Annotated in this window: 10 protein-coding genes and 2 riboswitches; of the genes, 3 read left to right on the top strand and 7 right to left on the bottom strand. The window is 48.9% G+C overall.

Going from position 1 to position 14,436, the window contains the following annotated elements:
* Positions 1 to 10 precede the first annotated feature (10 nt).
* Positions 11 to 964 (bottom strand): ABC transporter permease, encoded by a 954-nt coding sequence (locus ABGV42_RS22445; RefSeq protein ID WP_347383746.1) that lies wholly within the window; start codon positions 962 to 964, stop codon positions 11 to 13.
* 283 nt (positions 965 to 1,247) lie between these two features.
* On the bottom strand, positions 1,248 to 3,584 hold the full coding sequence (locus ABGV42_RS22440) for a helix-turn-helix domain-containing protein (protein ID WP_347383745.1): 2,337 nt from the start codon (positions 3,582 to 3,584) through the stop codon (positions 1,248 to 1,250).
* A 554-nt stretch (positions 3,585 to 4,138) separates the two neighbouring features.
* Here ABGV42_RS22440 and ABGV42_RS22435 point away from each other — a divergent pair.
* Both ABGV42_RS22435 and ABGV42_RS22430 read left to right on the top strand, forming a co-directional pair.
* A complete protein-coding gene (locus ABGV42_RS22435; protein ID WP_347383744.1) occupies positions 4,139 to 6,148 on the top strand; it encodes an endonuclease MutS2 in 2,010 nt (669 codons plus the stop codon).
* A gap of 53 nt (positions 6,149 to 6,201) precedes the next feature.
* Positions 6,202 to 6,477 carry a cysteine-rich CWC family protein gene (locus tag ABGV42_RS22430; RefSeq protein WP_347383743.1) on the top strand — a complete coding sequence of 92 codons (276 nt, stop codon included), beginning with the start codon at positions 6,202 to 6,204 and terminating at the stop codon, positions 6,475 to 6,477.
* Positions 6,478 to 6,543: 66 nt separating this feature from the next.
* Here the strand turns inward: ABGV42_RS22430 and ABGV42_RS22425 are convergent, their stop codons facing one another.
* The 5 genes from ABGV42_RS22425 to gcvH form a co-directional block, all read right to left on the bottom strand.
* On the bottom strand, positions 6,544 to 7,689 hold the full coding sequence (locus tag ABGV42_RS22425) for a mannitol-1-phosphate 5-dehydrogenase (RefSeq protein ID WP_347383742.1): 1,146 nt from the start codon (positions 7,687 to 7,689) through the stop codon (positions 6,544 to 6,546).
* Complete coding sequence (locus tag ABGV42_RS22420) at positions 7,686 to 8,120, bottom strand: PTS sugar transporter subunit IIA (RefSeq protein ID WP_175397218.1); 435 nt, start codon at positions 8,118 to 8,120, stop codon at positions 7,686 to 7,688. Before ABGV42_RS22420 ends, ABGV42_RS22425 begins: the two co-directional genes overlap by 4 nt.
* 5 nt (positions 8,121 to 8,125) lie before the next feature.
* A complete protein-coding gene (locus ABGV42_RS22415; protein ID WP_347383741.1) occupies positions 8,126 to 10,222 on the bottom strand; it encodes a BglG family transcription antiterminator in 2,097 nt (698 codons plus the stop codon).
* A 39-nt stretch (positions 10,223 to 10,261) separates the two neighbouring features.
* Entirely contained in the window at positions 10,262 to 11,722 is a 1,461-nt protein-coding gene (locus tag ABGV42_RS22410) for a PTS mannitol transporter subunit IICB (protein ID WP_347383740.1), read from the bottom strand.
* A 431-nt stretch (positions 11,723 to 12,153) separates the two neighbouring features.
* A complete protein-coding gene (gcvH, locus tag ABGV42_RS22405) occupies positions 12,154 to 12,546 on the bottom strand; it encodes a glycine cleavage system protein GcvH (RefSeq protein ID WP_347383739.1) in 393 nt (130 codons plus the stop codon).
* A 340-nt stretch (positions 12,547 to 12,886) separates the two neighbouring features.
* Positions 12,887 to 13,010, top strand: a riboswitch (glycine riboswitch).
* 3 nt (positions 13,011 to 13,013) lie between these two features.
* Positions 13,014 to 13,116: riboswitch (glycine riboswitch) on the top strand.
* Positions 13,117 to 13,304: 188 nt separating this feature from the next.
* Here gcvH and gcvT point away from each other — a divergent pair.
* Positions 13,305 to 14,435, top strand: coding sequence for a glycine cleavage system aminomethyltransferase GcvT (gene gcvT / locus ABGV42_RS22400; RefSeq protein ID WP_347383738.1), 1,131 nt, complete (start codon positions 13,305 to 13,307; stop codon positions 14,433 to 14,435).
* Position 14,436 lies beyond the last annotated feature (1 nt).

Raw genomic sequence — 14,436 nt, 5'->3', positions numbered from 1 at the left:
CTTTCTTATATCAGTAGACGCCTTCCTCCCCGAATTTTTTGGCCAGTTTGTTGGCACCCAGTACAAGCGCCAGCCCAACAACCGACTTGAACAAACCGACAGCAGCACTGTAGCTGTACTGTGCCTGCGTCAGACCTTTGGTATATACATAGGTATCAAATACCTCACCTACATCCCGGTTGGTCGGCGTCAGCATGAGGAAGATCTGTTCAAATCCTGTATCCAGGAAGTTGCCCAGACGAAGAATGAGCAAAATAACGATCGTACTGCGGATGGCAGGCAGCGTAATATGCCATGTCTGGCGCCAGCGATTGGCTCCATCAATCCGTGCAGCTTCATAGAGCTGCGTGTCTACACCGGAAAGTGCCGCGAGGAAAATGATCGTGCCCCAGCCGACCTCTTTCCAGATGGATTGTCCTACAATCATGGAACGGAACCAGCCTGGCTCCAGCAAGAACGCAATCTTTTGCCCCGTCAGACTGTACAGCAATTCATTGATGGCGCCACCCTCGGTGGTAAACAGCATGTAGAACACCCCAACGACCACAACCCACGATACAAAGTGCGGAACATAGACCAGCGTCTGTACAAAACGCTTGAATCGCTCACGGCGCACTTCATTCAGCATCAATGCCAGCACGATGGGCAGCGGGAAGAAGAAGACCAGATTATAGATCGCCAGCAAAAACGTATTCCGGAACAAGGTCCAAAACTGCGGTTCCCCGAAAAAACGCTGAAAATGCTTGAGTCCTACCCAGTCACTTCCCAAAATGCCTTTGTACGGTGTGTAATCCTGAAAAGCCATCGTAATGCCATACATGGGTATATATTTGAAAATAACAAAGTAAAGCACTCCCGGTATCAACATGATATAGAGCCACCGGTTTTTGATAACGTCCCTCCACAGCAGGTTTTTGTCACTGCGGGTAGCGGGCCGTGTCCGAGCCGTCGTTTCGGCTTTCATAGTGTTTTCCTCCCCACATTGGAAACGATTACAAAAGTTCAATTTCTGAATTCATGCCTTCATTGTGGAGGATAAACGGATCACTGGCTATCGTCCGGTTTTAGCTTCTTGTATTTCCTTGCCCTGCAAGGGTTTGAGACAATTCTCCTGTTGGAATTTCAAGCGTGGATGCACTTGTTTTAACCTCAATACTCCTGTCTTAACCCAGGAGTAGGAAGCGTAACTGGCAGGGTGTACAAACATGAAAAAGCCTGCCCGCCATGGCAGGCAGAGCAGGCTTGTTTTACCGCTGCTGTTCCCGGTACTTGCCGGGAGTTGTTCCCGTAATTTTGCGAAACGTTCGGATAAACGCAGTGGGGTTGGTGTAATTTAGTTTCTCGGCAATTTCCGATATCTTGAGGTTGGTTGTCTGCAGCCAGGTCTTGGCTTTTTCCATTCGATATTCTGCTAGGTATTCGGTAAAATTCACTCCGGCTTCTTTCTTGAACACCCGGCTTAAATAGACAGGATGAAAATTCAGTTCTTCTGCACAAGCTTCCAAGGACAGTTCACGGTCATAGCGTTCCTCGATCAACCGGATCATTCGCCGGGCAATATTCATGTACTGGGACTCTTCCTGCTCCCGCCAGAAACGAATGACGGGCACAAATAACCGTTTACGGAACCAGTTTGTCATCTCATCAAGGGTGGACAGCTTCAGCAAATGAGCCATGGATGCCTTCTCACCAAGCACTTCGGCCACATCTCCTCCCTGTTCCTGCACGAGCTGGTACACACGGGACAGAAGCTGAACCATAATTACGGGATATTCACTAAAATGCAGTTTCTTATCGGCGAGCAGCCCCAGATACTGGGTAAAATACGCATCGGTTTTCTCCTCATCTCCTTGTTTCAAGGCCGAGGCAAGCTGATCCTCAATCATTCTGAGCTGTGTATATAAGGCTGCCTCTGTCTGACCGCGCGGCTGGATATCTTCATAATGCAAAATAATACGGCTTCCCAGACTTACCCTGCCCTGCAGCGCTTCCCGGCTCTCCTGGTACGCTCTTGGTGTGTCTCCGATGGCAAAATAGGAGCGGCTTATACCAATACTTACAGGCAGGTTGAGATAGGTGACTACGCGTTCCCTAATCCATTCCGCCTGGGTGTGCATCCACTCCTTGAGCTGCAATTCATCATTCAGTCCGGATGCCAGCACCGTCACTTGAGCATCATCGATCATAACCGGGGTGAAGCGCAGCTCCGCAGGCAGAAGCTCTCCAACCATATTGTTGACGGCAAACAGCAGCAGGTCCCTGTCCTGTTCTTCGTACCTTGTTCCTTCGAGCGTATCAATCTGAAGCGTAAGCACACCCAGGCTCGACCAGTCTGCCGGGAAATCATAACGTTCGCCCTGGTACCTGAAATCCTCTTCCGAGATTTTGCCGGTCAGCAGTTTGGTCATGAAAAATTCCTCCAGATGAACATGCTGTCCCTTCATCTGTTCCCGCAGCGTTTTTTCCGAGCTGAACAGCGTAGATAAACGCTCCTCAATATAAATAAATTCATCCTGACGGCGGCCCGTCTGCATGACAGGAGAATCCAGCCCCTTCGTGAACTGCAGCAGTCTCGAAATCGGAGAATACATCCGGCGGCTGCCATAGATCGCGAACAATCCGGTCACGCATAACATGACCAGTGTAGCCACTCCGGTAACAAGTGCAATTTTCTGCGACTGGGCGGTGATCTGTCCAACAGATACCACCGATACATACAGCCACCCGTTGAGTGATGATTTTCTGTAGCTGACAGCCACCTGGTTTCCTTCCACTTCAGCGTTAAAGAAGCCTTCTGTCTGATTGCTCGTTTCCACCTTCGCCTGAATCTCCTCATTCAGGGCAGCATATTTCTCTTCTTGTCCCGTATCGTTTAGAAAAAAATTCTGATCCCGGTCCAGTACATACATATCTCCAGTGTTTGGATTTTGGCTCAGAAAAGTGCTAATCTCGGCATCTGCAATATCAATCACGAGAAACCCCTTTGGACTAACATTCGTCGGCACCATTGGAATTTTGAATACCATACTGACGACGTCATCCGATGAAATGAGCGTGGGCATCTGTTCCTGTGAACCTTCGGATATCCCTGCTGAAGCCGGTACGCTTTCTGTGGATGAATTTTTATTCTGGGTCACCCAGAACAGACTGTTCGCATAGGTGAGATAGGAGCCAATACGGTCCCGGATACTGAAATCATCCAATTTTCCAAAAGACCTCATGGAGACTACCCAGTCCTGATCCAGATTAACCAGATAGGCCTGATCTATATTTGTAACCGCTTGCAGGTTGTTGAACCCGGACGTGAGATCACGTATTTCCTGAAACTCGGAGCTGTCCAGCGGCTTCTTCATCGCCTGCAGTACCAAGGGAGAATTTACATACTGGATGGATGACAGCTGCAGGCTGCGCAAAACTTGCTCTACCCGCATTTGGGTTTGATGCAGAATCTGCAGATTGCTCTCACGTACTTTTTGTTCAATGTCACGCGAGGCGATCGAATAGGAGACTGAACCAATAACGATAACCGGAAGGGCCCCAAGAATCATGGTAAAGCAAAGCAAGCGCAGCAAATATTTAGGCAACGAGAGCATCCTCCTTTGTATAGAATCTGCATATTGGAATGCCTGATGGAATGCAAAGCCATCTGTATAATATCGCTTTCATTGGATTAATTTACTAATGATATTTTAAAACCCAATCTTATTCAAGTCCACTATTTTATTCTAAGATTGACTTTCGGGGTATTTCCAGTTTATAGTGGAGGCATATTCCTCAATCAAAGGAGAGATTTTGATGTCGGTGAGCGTTCTTAACTAACCAAGTTTCATATTCAGGAGTTGGCCTTTCATGTGCGCTTGTGCCTTATGGCATACGTGTATTTCTTGATGCGCCATAACCCTGTACTTAGTTAAGAACAGCGGATATCATAAATCGCCTCCGGGATTGTACTTGTCCGGGTCTATTTCCGCGCTTTGTTCAGCGTGGATTTTTTTGTATAGACCTATTTTGGACTCTGCTTTCCCCTACACGCAGGGCGGAGAATGACGTTTGTTCATTCTCCGCCCTTTTTGCGTTTTCAGGAATAGATTGTGGGCTACAGCCGAAGTTACATTTAACATTTAAGGAGAGATCAAGCATGAATGAAAACACAATGAATACACTGGGCTATCCTCAAATTCAAAACAATGTCGCCGCCTGCGCCCTTTCCTATCTGGGCAAACGGTACGCGAAAGAAATGAAACCCATGGTGGACCCGGGGCTAATCCAAATGCGCCTCGAAGAAACAGAAGAGGCCTCTGCACTGATTCGTTTTGGCGCCAGTGTTCCCATCCCTTCGCTAGATGGTATGGAGACCATTATGGATCTGCTCGGTACCGGTTATCTGTTTAGTGAACGGGACTTCACTCAACTTGCACAGTTTCTGCGAAGCTGTGCACAATTAATGAAATACATGGAGGGCAAATCCGAAGCAGCTCCGACAGTGAGTCGTTATGCTTCATCCATGATGCGGATGGAATCCCTGTTAAGCGAGATCGAACGCTGCATTCACAGCGGTCGTCTTCAGGATCAAGCGAGCAAGGAACTGACACGTATCCGAAAAAAAATGACTGTGAACGAGGAACGAATGAAGCGCAAGCTGGACTCTATCGTGAGCAAGCACCGGTCCATTATGCAGGAAAACGTAATCAGCCAGCGCGGTGGGAGAACGGTATTACCCATCAAGAAAGAATTCCGCAAACTGGTGAAAGGCAGTGTACTGGATGAATCAGGGAGTGGGCAAACCGTATATATTGAACCAGCGGAACTGGTAGGTCTGCAGATGGAACTCGCTTTACTGCAAGCCGAGGAGTCCAGAGAAGAAATGAAAATCCTGGGTGATTTAACGTCTCTGGCAGAATCCTATAACCGCGAGATTGCACTGAATACCGAAACGGTAGGTGTACTGGATTTCCTGTTTGCCAAAGCGAAATATGCGGCAACCATGGACGGACGTACAGTTAAAGTAAACACCTCGGGCCGAATTACGCTTCAGCAGGCGCGTCATCCTCTGATGGGCTCCTCCATGGTTCCACTTGATTTTGCCATAGGAAGGGATTACTCCTCGCTCATTATTACAGGGCCGAATACGGGCGGCAAAACGGTGGCGCTCAAAACAATGGGTTTACTCACCCTGATGATGCAGTCCGGTTTGCTTGTTCCTGTGGGTGAAGGCGGCGAGATGGCCGTTTATCACGAAGTGGCAGTCGATATTGGGGACGGACAGAGTTTGGAGCAGGCACTCAGCACCTTTTCGGCACATATCCGCAACATGATCGGCATCCTGGAACAGGCTGATTCATCCACGCTTGTGCTCATTGATGAGATGGCCTCCGGGACGGACCCGGGAGAGGGGGTGGGTCTTTCCATCGCCATGCTGGAGGAACTGCACAGCCGCGGAGCTACCGTGGTGGCTACCACTCATTTTGGGGAAATCAAGCATTTTGCTGCTGCCGCACAAGGATTTGAAAATGCACGGATGGAATTCGATACAGTTACACTGCAGCCTCTGTATCGTTTGCGTATCGGTGAAGCGGGTGAGAGTTACGCCTATTCCATCGCATTAAAGCTGGGTATGCCACAGCGCATTATTGATCGTTCTAAATCCATATCGGATCAGGGCATATCGAAAAGTCCTACCGGCAGCACAAGCTCCTTCGTGCCTGTAGTGAAATCAATACCTACAGAGAACTCTGTCCTTGAGCTACCTCAGAACCCCGCAGCTGCACAGAAAACCGGGAAGAAGGCAGATTCCCCGGTAAACATTGAAGCAAGAATTCCATCCCTGCCAGCAGAAGGTACGAAGTCTGTTCCCCCGGCGAAAAACTTCCGAAAAGGGGATCGTGTATACGCAGCCTATCTGAACCAATCAGGAATTGTCTGCGACGTGGAAGACAGTCGTGGAAACATCGGTGTAATGCTGCGCGGGCGAAAAGTCAAAATTCATAAGAAACGCCTAACGCTTCATATATCCGCAGATGAGCTGTATCCAGGCGATGACTATGACCTGGATATTGTGCTGGAGACGAAGGAGAATCGGAAGAAGCGCAAATTAATGGGACGCAAACATGTTGAAGGGCTGACCATTGAATTGCCACCTGAAGAATAGGGCCAGCCCTGTTATACTATGAGGTATGACGATATAGAGAAAGTAGGCATACCATGGGCGGAAATTTCAATTCCAATTCACAGGCCAAGACGACGAACACAAGTGCCTCCCCGGTCAATGTGCTTGTATGTCCATTGTGCGGGGAGGACAATGGCTGCTCCTATGCGGTTGGCCGTCCCCACTCCGAATGCTGGTGCAATCATGCCGAGTTTCCCAAAGGTGTGTTTGATCGCATTCCGGCAGAGCAGCGGCGTAAATCGTGCATCTGTCAGCGATGTCTGGAGACGTACAAAAATCAGACAGAACACAAACAAGAGCCTCACAGTTAACCCCTGTGAGGCTCTTGTTTTGCGATTGGTTGCATAAAACGGCGGAATCGCAATGAGTAAGTTTTTTTACATTTGTTGATAATGTTCTACAGCCTGCTTGAGCACAGGATGCTGTTCATCCATGGCTGTGTAATGGCTAAGTGCTGCAGCGATGCCCTTTTGTTTGATCAAATCCTGAAGCTCTGCTGCCTCCGGATCGTCGGGTACATCAAATTTGCAGGCTGCCGCCATGCCTCTTGCCAGGTTCGTCGTTCCCATTCCATACTCATGTGCCTGAAGCGCCGGGCGGACCAGACGGTCGTTGGGCGACAGCTTCCGCAGCGGTGAGCGCCCTACCCGGGTGACCTCATCGGTGAGATGTGGATTCACAAACCGCTCTAGGATTTTCTTAATATACTGCTGGTGATCTTCCGGGTTGAAACCAAACCGTTTCACAAGAACATCACCCGTTTCCTGCAAAGCACCATAGACGAGGGATTTCACCTTGTCGTCAGCAATCGCCTTTTGAATTGTATCGTACCCGTTCACGTAACCGATATATGCAGCGCAGCAGTGTCCCGTATTCACGGTAAACAGTTTGCGCTCGATATAAGGCTCGAGATCATCAACATAAAGTACACCTTCAATCGGAAGGAATGCAGGTGCCATCTGTGATCGATCCACGACCCACTCATAAAAAGGTTCAACCTGAACATGCAGCTTGTCTTCGTGATGCTGGATTGGCACAATCCGGTCTACTGCGGAGTCAGGAAAATACACATACTGATCAGCAAGAGCCTTAATCGGTTCTTCCAGAAGAGCGTATACATGTTCTTTCAGCTGTGTGCTGGCTCCAATGGCATTCTCACATGCAATAATGTGAAGAGGTTTCTGCACCGAACCTGAATTCAATCTTGCCTCAAGACCCTTGGCAATGCCTGGCGCAATATGTTTCAGGATTCCCACGCCGACTGCGGTTGTAACGAGGTCTGCCTCTGCAACGTTTTGGGCAACTGTCTCCAGCTGCGTTCCATCAATGGCATTTACCCCTTGTACCGTCTCCGTATCCTTCGTTTCGTTCGCCAGTTCGACCGTGTACTGTCCACGCTCCTGCAATGCTTGAACCAGCTCCTGGTTCACATCCGAGAAGATGACATTATATCCTGCCCGTGACAGGATCAATCCGATGAACCCCCGTCCGATATTGCCTGCTCCGAAATGAAGGGCCCTCATAGTTCCATTTCACTTTCGAGAATGGTAATGATTTCTTCCGCCGTTTTCGCATAACGAAGTGCTTCCATGTTCTCATCTTCGGCACAAATGACCGCAATGCTGGTCAGAATCTCCATGTGCTCACCGCCCTGAGCAGCGATGCCGATCACCATGTAGGCTTTTTCCTCCCCAAAATCCACCCCTTGCGGGAACTGGATCACGGAAATGCCTGTGGACAAAATGAACGATTTGGATTCTTTGGTTCCGTGTGGAATGGCAAGTCCATTGCCCACATAAGTGGAAACGATCTCCTCGCGCTCAAGCATCTTGTCGATATAGTCTGCAGTAATATGTCCTGCGTCCTTCAGAATCTGTCCTGCCATGCGAATAGCCTCATATTTGTCCTGTGCTGTTGCGTTCATAACCACTTTGTCTGTTGTAAGTATACTCATGTTTGTTAACCTCCAATTTCGGTTTTACTTCGATAAAATCCAACCAATTCCCTGGACAGGTAATGAATAAGATCATCCCGGATTCCCTTTTCCAGGAGTGTAATCATCTCATCCTGCAGTAATAATGCGCTGATCTCGCTCAGAACCTCCAGGCTCTCGCGGGATAACTCCCGCGGCCCAACCATCAGAAGAATATGGCTGACACCCACCGGGTCTTCCTCCGTCACGAGCAGCGGCTCTGATAATTGAAACAGGCTAATGGACGGCCTATAAATGCCATCACTGCGAGTGTGAAACAGCGCCAGTGATGTATCCGGGATTTTCTGGCTGCCCACCCTCTCCCGCGCTTCTAGCAGCCTGGCAATCTCTTCAGGGTCCTTCAGCACGCCGGATTCCTGCAGTACCTTGCACATGGCAAAGGCCGTTTCGTAAAATCCCATCTTACAGTTATCCAGCGGAAACACCTGAAACTTGCCTGTGATTCTTACAATCTCAATAAGTGTGGCATCAAGCCCCGCGGGATCAGCATGGCGATCAGGAGTCTTTCCGCTTCCTTTACTCTCTCCATACTTGACTTGTACCCGCTGCAGCGTCGTATTTTGAATGTAGAGACGCAGACGTTCACTTTCTTCCGCTGTTAACAAGGGACTCACCTTGTAATATTGATGCGGTTCCATCGGCAGATCGACTGTCGATAAAATGAGGTCATAGTCCTCTTCCGGAATCCGAGCGGCCTCATACCATGATGCACTGTCCACAATTCGGATCTCCGGAATCTCCTTGGACAACCGGCTGGACAGCATACGCGAGGAACCAATTCCACTTGTGCATACAATAATGGCCCGAATTTCGCGCTTCAGCACACGCAGTCGTTCGATGGAAGCTCCAAAATGCATGACCAGGAATCCAATTTCCTCATCCGGCACGTCCGTATCCGGCCATGCGTCATGCACCGCGTCTTTTACATCTCCGAACAGCGAATCGTAATCCTTGCGAATCTGTTGAAGCAGCGGGTTTCGTATGCTTTGTCTGCCTCCGATCCGCTCCATCACCGGCTGCATATGGGCGATCAGTCCTTCTCGCAGAAGGCGATCCTCCTGAAATGCATAACCTGTTCTCCCCTGCATCTGATCCATCAGGGAACGAACCATGTCCAGCAACACCAGATCGTCAACAGGCAGTAAGCGTGTGGAGTGAATAAGCTGCTCTGTTTCAATTAATAATTTGTGCAAATAGCTCTGTTCTTCTTTGGCAAAAGAGATACCCAGCTGCTCGGACAGCACGGTGCATAGCCGTGCAGCCATGTATTCAGGCACGCTTTTATCTCCAGTAGAAAGGTACATTGCTTTTTTGTCCGGAGAAGGAGCACGCCCCACGGTAAACCCTTTGCGAATGCGCACCAGCGCAACGGACAACTGGATAAGCAATTTGGTATACTGTCGCTCCGGAATATTTTCGAGCCAGTCAATATCCGGCTGCCACAACGCATTCTCAACCGTCAGTACGTCCCGATGGCCAATCATGCTTAGCAGCTTCTGATTCACCTTGGAAATCCCCTGCTCGGGTTGTCTTCCGAACAGATCCGATTCATCCAGATATTCGAGTGCAATTCCTGCGATGGCTGCACGATAAGCCGTCTCACTGCCATTGATCTTCACTCCGTACCCTCGCCTGCGAACCAGCTTCAGGCCGGCCTGACGAATACGGGGCTCAAGTTCATCCAGATCATTGCTCACTGTCGAGACCGTTACTTTCATGTCTGATGCGAGCGCAAGCAGTTTTACAGGCTCCGCCTCATCCAGCAAAATGCAAAGCATGAAGAGTTTACGCTCTTCGGGCGTAAACTCCACATATTCGTTCAGCTCCAGCTGCTGACGCAGTGAAGCCAAATCATCGGAACCAGGGTCAATTCGGACCCCGGTTCCTGATTTTTTTTCTAATTTCATACCAAAGGGTTCAAGCCACTTCTCAATCATCTGCAGTTCCCGATGGACGGTTCGTGTACTGACTTTGACCGCAATTGCAATTTCGCCGGCGGTTACTTCCTGCGGATGTTCTAACAGGAACTCCACAATTTCACGCTGTCTTTTCGTAATACTCATATCTCAAGCCTCCGGCTCAGGGAAAACGATCGCAACCTGTTATTTCAGGCGTTCAACGAGCGTATCGTATTCCGGGCTTTTTAGGAAGTTGTCGATGGATATATGTTCTGCGTTCGGTGCCACGCTGCGGGCACGGTCTGTCAATGTCTTCTGAGTAATAACAACGTCTGCATCCTGCGGGATATCACTGATTGCCGTGTTGGTTACCGCAACGTCAATCCCTTCAGCTTTCATCTTCTTGCGAAGAATGGAAGCACCCATGGCACTTGAACCCATACCGGCGTCACAGGAGAAGACGATTTTCTTCACATCGGTTTTCGCTTTCACAGCTGAAGAAGCAATATCCTCGGCTCTGTCCACTTCACGATTATCTGCCGCAACAGCAGCATTCGCCGTATTTCCTTGGCTCTTCATGTCTTTCATCCGATTCGATGCAGACTCCAGATCTTCTTCTTTTTGCTTGCCTGTTTTCAGCAGCAGCGCTGCAACCAGGAAGGACACGATAGCAGCTACAGCCACCCCTGCCAGCATTGCCAGATATCCACCTTTTGGTGTTAACAGGGAATATGCAATGATACTACCCGGTGAGGGCGCTGAAACCAGTCCGGCTCCGGTAAGCATAAAGGTTGCTGTACCTGCCACGCCACCTGCAATTGCCGCAAGAATCAGAATCGGTCTCATCAGAATGTAAGGGAAATAAATTTCGTGAATTCCCCCGAAGAAGTGGATGATAACCGCACCAGGTGCAGAGGATCTTGCTGTTCCGCGTCCGAAGAAGCAGTAGGCCAGCAGGATACCAAGTCCGGGACCCGGGTTGGATTCAAGCATGTATAATACGGATTGACCTAATTCTCTCGCTTGATCTGTTGCAATCGGTGTTAGAATTCCGTGGTTGATTGCATTGTTCAGGAACAATACCTTACCTGGTTCAATAATCAGGTTGACGAGTGGAAGCAATCCCAGATTCATCAGTCCCTGTACACCAGCAGACAATACAGTGCTGATCCCTTCTACTGCAGGTCCGATACCGAGCAGTGCAATAATCGCCAGGATTCCACCAATAATACCGGCTGAGAAGTTGTTAACCAGCATTTCGAATCCTGCTTTGATCTTGCCCTCAACGGCTTTATCGAACTTTTTGATGATCCATGCGGCCAGAGGTCCGGCAATCATGGCACCTAAGAACATCGGAATGTCACTGCCGACGATGACCCCTATAGTCATGATGGCACCAACGACACCACCACGCTGGCCATGCACCATAGTACCTCCGGTGTAACCAATAAGCAGTGGCAGCAAATATTTGATCATCGGATCTACTAACAGCGCCAGATCCGCGTTAGGGAACCAGCCCTTTTCAATAAATAGCGCCGTAATTAACCCCCATGCAATAAACGCACCCATGTTCGGCATAACCATACCGCTTAGGAAGCGGCCAAAACGCTGAACGCCTACCCGGAGACCGCCTTTGGAATTGGACGTTTGGTCCAAGTTACTCATTGTATTATCCTCCTCGGATCAAGTAGTAATCATTTATGAAAGGGGTATCATTTCTCCCCTGCTGTTATCCTAAGCCAGATTGGTCTCCGGTTCAACGAAATGAAAGCGTACTTTCGTCATGATCATTGATGACAACATTGTGTTTATGTAATCGTTTTAATGGTGATGAGAGGGTTCTAACCCTTGATATAATTGGTTTTTTTCATGTGTGACTTATGTCATTTACGGTGTTGATTTCAATAATATAGCATGTGCGATTCAGGCTTATTCCATCCAGTTTTGGCACCCCCAACGTCAACAAAGCCGTGTCCTGGAAAGCACGAAAAAGCCTGAATGAGCTCCAAGGCTCACACAGGCTCTGAAGACGTGCGAGGACGTCCAGTTTATGAAGAAATCATAGGTTATTATAGGTTATTTAGTGCAAACACATTCTACTCTTCGGTATGCTTGCGATAGGCATCAGCATTCATCAGTTTCGACAAAGCTGCTGTCAGATCACCTTCAACACGAATCTCGATCATCCAGCCTTCTTCGTAAGGCGAACTGTTAACCAATTCAGGTGCATCCTGCAGTGCTTCATTCACGGCAATAATGGAACCACTTACCGGAGAAAACAAATCTGAAACCGTCTTAACGGATTCAATCGTACCAATACTTTCTTCCGCTTTTACATCCGATTCAAGGTCAGGCAATTCCACAAACACAATGTCACCCAGCTGATGCTGCGCGAACTCGGTAATGCCGATCCGTACAGTATCCTCCCCTACGGTTTGCACCCACTCGTGCTCTTCACTGTACAGGAAATCACTTTTCAATTCGCTCATCGATATCCGCCTCGCTTTTCATTAATGAGTGCATGCGTCCTTCGGCCAACCCTTTTTCCCAGAACATAGCGTAAGATATTTTTGAATGAAATGTCAAGATACCTCACAAATTATTTGATTTTTGATGATTACAGCCTGTAACGCAAACACCCTCACTCTACATATAATGGGTAATATTAGAATAGTAAGCGCACTCTTTTTATATACACGAACAATAATTATAAACTAATAAATATTATTCGGTTTTTTATTAATTTTCGTGATATCGTTCTTGACATCGATAGTGGATTCACGTTTTAATGAGAGAGTAAATGTTAATTGTTGTGTGCATCACCCGCGGATGAATGTAAAGGGAGAGATTACCCGTGACGCCCAACTCTTGGATGCATGCGGTAACGCCGAAGGAGTAAACCACCCGACAAGCGGGAGGTGAATCTCTCAGGCAAAAGGACTTTTACGGGACGCAACTCTGGAGAGCATCTATTCGCCCTGTATGGGGCGTTTTGATCACCCAAGGGGAAACCTGCTGCAACTTATTGGCGGGGTAACTCTCAGGTACCAAGGACAGAGCCTAAGAATACAGCGTGCTTCTGGCATGCCGGTTCTTTGGCCTGTCCTTTTCCTTTTTCCCAAAAAAACGAAAGTCAGGATCGAGCCGGCGCTGTCATCAGCGCAGCCTTAATCATACTTATCCAAGAAAAGAATGCATCATTCATGTTATACACTCGGCCCGGTAGCGGCCATAACGAGGTGATTTGATGTCCGATTTGCTTAGAACTCCACTCTATCCACTTTATCAGCAATATGAAGGTGTACGGTGCATCGATTTTGGAGGCTGGGAGCTTCCGGTGCAATTCAGCGGGATTCAGAAGGAACATGAAGCGGTGCGCGAACGGGCTGGACTGTTCGATGTATCCCACATGGGTGAATTCACGGTGCAGGGTGAACAGGCCGAAGCATTTTTGCAGAAACTGACGACCAACGACGTGACCACACTAGTTCCCGGCCAGGCACAATACACGTTAATGTGTTACCCGGACGGTGGCGTAGTGGACGATCTGCTCGTATACAAGCTAAAAGATCAGCATTATATGCTCGTCGTGAATGCCTCCAATATTGACAAGGACTGGGCCTGGTTGCAAGAGCACATGGTTCCTGGGGTAAGCATGACGAATGACTCCGCGGAAACAGCTCTCCTGGCTCTACAGGGCCCGCTTGCTGCAGACATCATCGGAAAAGTTACAGATACCGCCGTATCCATAATCGAGCCTTTTCGTTTTGTACAGAATGCTGAGGTTTGTGGTGTAAAATTGCTGCTATCCCGCACCGGTTATACCGGTGAAGACGGCTTTGAACTCTACGTACAGGCAGATCAGGCCGCTGCGGTCTGGAACGGATTAATGGAGGCTGGTGCAGATCAAGGACTGGTTCCGGCTGGGCTTGGTGCACGGGATACACTCCGATTCGAAGCGAAGCTGCCGCTGTACGGACAGGAACTGTCACCGACCATTTCCCCGCTGGAAGCTGGCGTAGGCATGTTCGTGAAGCTGGATGCCGGACCTTTTATCGGACACGAAGCCCTATTGCAGCAAAAGAATGATGGGCCAGCCCGCAAATTGGTCGGCATTGAAGTGCTGGAGCGAGGTATTCCGCGTCCCCACTATCCCATCTACGCCGAAGGCGTGCAGATCGGAGAAGTAACGACAGGTACACAGTCACCTACGTTGAAGCGTAATTTGGGACTCGCACTTATCGACAGTCAATATGCTGCGCTGGGTACCCCGCTCGAGATTGAGATTCGCGGCAAGAAACTGAAAGCCGAGGTCGTGAAGACCCCTTTTCATAAACGGACGCGTACGTCAAAGACACCTACCCAAGGAGCTGATTAGC

Source organism: Paenibacillus pabuli (genome assembly GCF_039831995.1).
Taxonomy (GTDB): Bacteria; Bacillota; Bacilli; order Paenibacillales; family Paenibacillaceae; genus Paenibacillus; species Paenibacillus pabuli_C.
The sequence above is the reverse complement of the archived record's forward strand: the minus strand, read 5'-3'. Positions and strand labels throughout refer to the sequence as shown.

Excerpts from the sequence above, each read along its gene's own strand:
- gcvT (WP_347383738.1), top strand. The coding sequence starts at position 13,305 with ATGTCCGATTTGCTTAGAACTCCACTCTATCCACTTTATCAGCAATAT.
- ABGV42_RS22410 (WP_347383740.1), bottom strand. The coding sequence starts at position 11,722 with ATGAGTAACTTGGACCAAACGTCCAATTCCAAAGGCGGTCTCCGGGTA.
- gcvH (WP_347383739.1), bottom strand. The coding sequence starts at position 12,546 with ATGAGCGAATTGAAAAGTGATTTCCTGTACAGTGAAGAGCACGAGTGG.
- ABGV42_RS22425 (WP_347383742.1), bottom strand. The coding sequence starts at position 7,689 with ATGAGGGCCCTTCATTTCGGAGCAGGCAATATCGGACGGGGGTTCATC.
- ABGV42_RS22420 (WP_175397218.1), bottom strand. The coding sequence starts at position 8,120 with ATGAGTATACTTACAACAGACAAAGTGGTTATGAACGCAACAGCACAG.
- ABGV42_RS22435 (WP_347383744.1), top strand. The coding sequence starts at position 4,139 with ATGAATGAAAACACAATGAATACACTGGGCTATCCTCAAATTCAAAAC.
- ABGV42_RS22415 (WP_347383741.1), bottom strand. The coding sequence starts at position 10,222 with ATGAGTATTACGAAAAGACAGCGTGAAATTGTGGAGTTCCTGTTAGAA.
- ABGV42_RS22430 (WP_347383743.1), top strand. The coding sequence starts at position 6,202 with ATGGGCGGAAATTTCAATTCCAATTCACAGGCCAAGACGACGAACACA.
- ABGV42_RS22445 (WP_347383746.1), bottom strand. The coding sequence starts at position 964 with ATGAAAGCCGAAACGACGGCTCGGACACGGCCCGCTACCCGCAGTGAC.